Genomic DNA, 4,658 nt, shown 5'->3' with positions numbered 1-4,658 from the left:
GTCGGGCATCAGCGCGATCAGAGCCGGACCGAACACGAAACCAAGGGCGCTGGCAGCGGTGTAGACCCCCGTGATCCGGCCGCGCCGCTCTGGCGCTGCGGCAGTGTTCAGCGCCGTTTCGGCGACGATGAACATGAGACCCGCACCGCAGCCCAGAACCAGGCGCGCCGCAAAGAGCGGCCAGAAGTCGCGCAGGAAGGCCAGCGCAATGAGCGCCGCCGCCAACAGCCCCACGCCTAGCAGCCCAACCGGCGGCCGAGGCGTGGCAGCAGGACCACGCCGGTCATGAGGCCTCCCGTCGGGGCCAGATGGTCATCTCGGATGCAGGCGGCGAGATTTCTTGCTCCTTCTGCCTGCCGGCGCCCGCTCGGAAAGGCCGAAGGCCCCGCCTTGCGGCGGAGCCCTCGTCGAGGCGATCAGTCCCGGTTGGGGCGAGACCAGATCAGCTGCAGGCCTTCCTCGCCCTCCACCTCGATCAGGGTGGCGTAGATCGGAGCGGGGAAGCTCGGGTCGTCCAGCTTGACCGAGAGGTAGTCGCGCTCGGTTTCCCTGGAGACCTTCTGCCAGGCCGCACCCAGCTCGACATTGCCCGAGAAGATGCGGAAGTGCGGGCCCTTGTCGGAGGGGCTCTCGATGCGAACCAGCTTGGCCTTGACGTTGAGGTTGAGCGTCTTGATCGTGCCCGCAAAACCGTTGCCCGAGGAAGTGAAGGTGCCGATGGTAGCCATGATGTCGTCTCCGTGAGTTTCTCGGGCCGCGACCATCGCGACCTCGATGGCGGTCGACAGACCGGAGGCGATCGGCCCGCACCCCGCAGGGGACGCAACGCAGTGGAGGGCAGCCAGGGCGAGGCTTTCTTGTTCCGCGCGGAATGGCGGCGTAGCCGTCAGGGGAAGAAAGTCGCGACCGGCTGTTGCGGGTTTGAGAACGAGGCGTAGCGAAGCGAAGACGGCCTTCGGTCAGACCAGCCACATCGAGGACGCAGGTGGTGCGCCCTTCCATGAAACCGCGGCCAGACGACAGGCGAACCCGGCATGATCACCACAACCGTAGCCACGGTGAGGCGCCATCAAAAACCCCTCCCCGTCAGGCGCGATCGCATAACGACAGACCGTCCAACCGGAAAGGGACGCCACCGCCGCCTCCTATCCGGTCAAAGGACGACCGGCCGAATGGCGAAAGTCCGGGTCCGGCGTCCGCCCCTTCAAGATGGATGGCCGCTACACGGTCATGGAAATACCCATCTAGGCTGGACGTCGGCACGGGCCGGCTGATCTGACCCGGCCCGCCGGGCTACTACCGGAACTGACCGGTGCCACGGCGGCCGCTTCGGCCGGCTACGGGGCGCCGGTGTGCTGAAGCCACCGACGCGTGCCAGGCGGGACCATTACAGACCGCACATGCCCTCGCATTCATTCGGCCAGAGGTCGAGCTGGCCGTGGTCGGCCGCTGTAGACAAATCGGCTTCATCGAGGGGAACGCCGGAGCGATGCAGGAAGACCTCGCCGCGTATGCCACGCAGGCCGGTGCGGATCGCCCGATCCACCTCCACCGCATCGTCCCATGCCGCCCGGTCGTTGTTCCGCATGGATCGCCACATGGCGTCACTGTGGAAGGGGCAGCCGATGCACGCGCTCTTCGGCGGTTTCGGATAGCCATGGCTTTTCAGCCAAGCGAGACAGTCCTTTCGGGTCATGCGGCTCTCGATGAGGGGAAAGCGGTTGAGTTGCCACGCTGCCCGGCTCGGCTTCATGCGCACCACCTCGTCCATCGAGATGCCCAGCCACTGGTGAACGACGGGATATGTCGGGGAGCGTTTGCGCGTGAGACCAGCCAGTTCCCGCACCTTGCGGCGGATCGGTTCGATCTTGCTGGTGGTGGTGCATTGTCGCCGTATCATGCCGATCGAGACATTGCCGCGGCGGTCGACGGTGCGGGTGAAAGCCGGGATCGACGCCCATCTCTTGCCGTTGCCAGCAGCAATCAGGCTCTCCCGAAGATTGCGGGCCGACACGATATGCACCGGGAACGGCAGGACGTCCGGCGACATCAGCCAGCGAAGATGCTCGTAGACTGCGGCAGGCTCCCAGCCGGTATCGGCGAAGATCGCACAATCCAACGGGCCGAAATGCCCATGGGCGGCCATCAGCGCGAGCGTGGTGGACTGGACCCCTGCCCCGAGGCTGAGCACACGAAGGCGGATGGGGGATGGCTCCACGCCACCCCCGGCAACGATTGGAGAATGCAACATCACGCAGCCTCCGTGATCTGTGTCGCATTCGGTTGGAGATCATGCAGATAGTTGACCGCACGCTGGGCATGGGCCGCCGCGGCAAAGATGAATCGCTTCTCGTTCCTGAGGATTTCGAGCCAGCTTGCCAGGTAGCTGGCATGGTCAGGCCGCGGCTCGAGCTCTGGCACGATGCCGAGGTCAGCTGCTAAAAAGCAGCCGCCGAGGTCGGCCACGAGCTCTTCGTGGGCCCGGAACTCGCGATCCTTGTGGTAACGGGAGAGGTTGCGATCAAGCCGCTTTTCCGACCCGACCCAATGGGTCATTTCGTGTCCGAGGGTCGCATAGTAGCCGGGCCTGTCGCGGAAACTCTCGAACGGCGGCATTTGCACAATATCGAGAGCCGGATTGAAATACGCCTTGTCGCCACCGTGGCGGATGACGGCCCCGGTATTTGCGAAGAAGGCATCCGCATGTTCGATCCGCTCCACCGGATCGGACACCGGCGCGGGATTGCCGTAGTACTGCGCGGGCAAGCCGTCGATCTGGTCGGCACAAAACACCGTATAGGCCTTGAGGAACGGGACCCCGCGCTCGACCTCTTCGCCATAGGCATCGGTTTCGGTGCGCACGATGCGGCTGGCATAGACAACCATCGATCCGGTCTCGCCTTTGCGGACATGACCGCCCAGCTCGACGCTCTGCTTGAACGTCATCCAGGTCGGGGAAACAAAACCCCTCGAAACCGCCTCCGACCAGAGAAGCAGGGTATTGATCCCCTGATACGGCAGTCCATTGTGGCGCAGCGGGCGCGTGATACGCCCCGTGGTGTTCGCCGCGCTCCACGGCTTCACCCACGGACGCACGCCCTTTTCCAGCTCCGCGACGATGCGGTCGGTGATCTTCGCGTAGATATCGACGCGGGATTTGTTGCTCTTCCTGTCCATTTTCCGGACCTCCATTCGAGGCCGCGCCAATCGCGGCCGTCACGAGGTCCGACAGCGCAGGACCGCAGGCCCGCGAACCCGCAGAAGAGCAATCGGAAGGAAGGGACACGTCGCTTGAGGGCCGCAACGTTAGTGGAGGACGGCGAAGCCGTTTCGCGGAACGAGGACCGGAGCAGGACCAACATTCGTGACTGACCGCGGTTGGCACGGCCGCATCAGGTGGTCTGCCTGCTTTTTCTCATTTATTGCTTTTAGGCCCAGGGGGCCTGCTACCGAATCGGGTGCCGGGCGCAGCAATGTTGATCAGGCTGGATACCGCGTGAGAGCTTTTGAACGACCGCTATTCATTGCATTTTCGTCCGCTTCTTTCTTTATCGTGGGTGTCGGAATCGTTCTGCCTGCCTGGATAGCTTTCCATGGTGGCGGCTCTCGGCTGGTGGGACTGGTGCTGCTTTCATCCAGTGTGGCGGGTCTGTTGCTTGCGCCGGTCGCGGGTCATCTGGTCGATCGGCACGATCGGCGGACCGTCACGGTGGCAGGGCAGATGATCAGGGCCTTGGGGCTGTTCCTTCTCGCTGCCACCGGAATTGTCGCAGAATCTCTGTCGCCAGTGCTTCTCATCGTTTCCGGCGTATTGGGAGCCTTCGGGTTCGCGCTTTTGGCGGGATCGCTGAGTGGCATTTTGCAGGCGATTGTCCCAGAAGCCCAGCGCATGGGATTCGCCCTTCGGCTCTCCCTCTTTAACCAGGCTGGCATAGCGATCGGAACAGGTGCTGCCGGACTTGCCATCGACAGGCTCGGCAGTCCCATGTCTGCCCTGTTGTTCGCACTGGTGGCGCTGGCCTGTCTTCCCATGCTGAAGATGATCACGTCGCATGCCGGCAATGTTCAATCGTCGCAGCGGCTCAGCCTCATTCCCGCTTCGAGGCAGGCCCTGAGCTATTTGCTCAACAATCCATACAGCCTCTCGGCGGCGGTAACTGTCGGCCTGGCCTTTGCCGTGATCCAGATCACCAATCTGCTCCTTCCAGGTTTTGTGACCCGATCACTCAGCGGAGACAGCGAACTGTTCGGACTGCTCGAGATGACAGCCGCTGTCGCTGGGATGGTCGCATTGGCGGTTGTCGGCATTCCATCAATTGCCGAACGCCTCCGAAACCTTACGCCCACAATCCTGATTGCGGCGGGCGCCTCCCTGATTCTGTTCTCCCTGGCTACAAGTCCGGCAGTCGCCGTGGTTCTTTATTGCGTGGCCGGCATGCTCTGGAACGTGGCCCGAGCGGCAGCCAATGGCCATCTTCTGACAGTCGTGGACACCACGATGATCGGCCGCGTGCAAGCCGCAAGCCTTCACGACCCTGCTTACGAGTGGGTTTGGCCTTGCCATATATCTGCTGCCGACAATGGTGCCCGGAGCCTCCGAGGCAACCCTCTACATGGCGTGCGGCTCCGCCATTGCGGTCTGCGTTGGCGGCTTGTCC

Annotated in this window: 4 protein-coding genes and 1 pseudogene; 1 reads left to right on the top strand and 4 read right to left on the bottom strand. The window is 63.3% G+C overall.

All coding sequences use genetic code 11. The features are described from left to right. From EOB59_RS33660 to EOB59_RS33645, 4 genes and pseudogenes are all read right to left on the bottom strand, one after another. Positions 1–249 (bottom strand): annotated as a pseudogene (locus EOB59_RS33660) (MFS transporter); the annotation flags it as partial. 167 nt (positions 250–416) lie between these two features. After that, positions 417–728, bottom strand: a complete 312-nt coding sequence (locus EOB59_RS33655) for a DUF736 domain-containing protein (protein WP_095482589.1) — start codon at positions 726–728, stop codon at positions 417–419. 659 nt (positions 729–1,387) lie between these two features. Further along, a complete protein-coding gene (locus tag EOB59_RS33650; RefSeq protein ID WP_128290226.1) occupies positions 1,388–2,251 on the bottom strand; it encodes a hypothetical protein in 864 nt (287 codons plus the stop codon). After that, the gene (locus EOB59_RS33645; protein WP_095482613.1) at positions 2,251–3,177 is read right to left on the bottom strand and encodes an ArdC family protein; all 927 of its coding nucleotides are present in this window, start codon (positions 3,175–3,177) and stop codon (positions 2,251–2,253) included. The genes EOB59_RS33650 and EOB59_RS33645 overlap by 1 nt, the downstream gene beginning before the upstream one ends. A gap of 319 nt (positions 3,178–3,496) precedes the next feature. On the opposite strand from EOB59_RS33645, the gene EOB59_RS33640 reads away from it, so the two are divergent. Continuing rightward, positions 3,497–4,658 (top strand): MFS transporter (locus EOB59_RS33640; protein ID WP_245486873.1); only part of this gene is annotated, 1,162 nt, incomplete at its 3' end.

The sequence above is a fragment of the Mesorhizobium sp. M7A.F.Ca.MR.176.00.0.0 genome (assembly GCF_004023165.1).
Classification (GTDB): domain Bacteria; phylum Pseudomonadota; class Alphaproteobacteria; order Rhizobiales; family Rhizobiaceae; genus Mesorhizobium.
The sequence above is the reverse complement of the archived record's forward strand: the minus strand, read 5'-3'. Positions and strand labels throughout refer to the sequence as shown.